This window comes from Oceanobacillus saliphilus, from assembly GCF_023522835.1.
GTDB lineage: Bacteria > Bacillota > Bacilli > Bacillales > Amphibacillaceae > Oceanobacillus > Oceanobacillus saliphilus.
The window spans coordinates 1-262 of sequence record NZ_JALCZU010000196.1 but is presented as its reverse complement, the minus strand read 5'-3'; the positions used below and the strand labels follow the sequence as shown (position 1 = coordinate 262).

At 53.1% G+C, this 262-nt stretch carries 1 protein-coding gene; it reads left to right on the top strand.

The annotated features are described in order from the left end of the window. On the top strand, window positions 1-262 hold a 262-nt coding region (locus tag MN204_RS21885; RefSeq protein ID WP_249872968.1), incomplete at both ends, for a cupredoxin domain-containing protein.

Below are 262 nucleotides of genomic sequence, written 5' to 3'. Positions count from 1 at the left end.
GTAATCAACGGCCCTGCAGCAGCCAACTACGACATCGACCTTGGACCGTATATGATCACAGACTGGTATCACCAAACTGCTGACGTCCTTCAGCTCAAGGCCGAACAAGCTACCGGCCCCCCACCGCCGAGTGATAATGTTCTCTTCAATGGTACCAACATTAATCCGTCTGGCACCGGAGGGTCGTATAACAAGGTTACGCTGACCCCCGGGAAGAAGCATCTGCTGCGCTTGATCAATCCATCGGTGGAGAATCACTTCA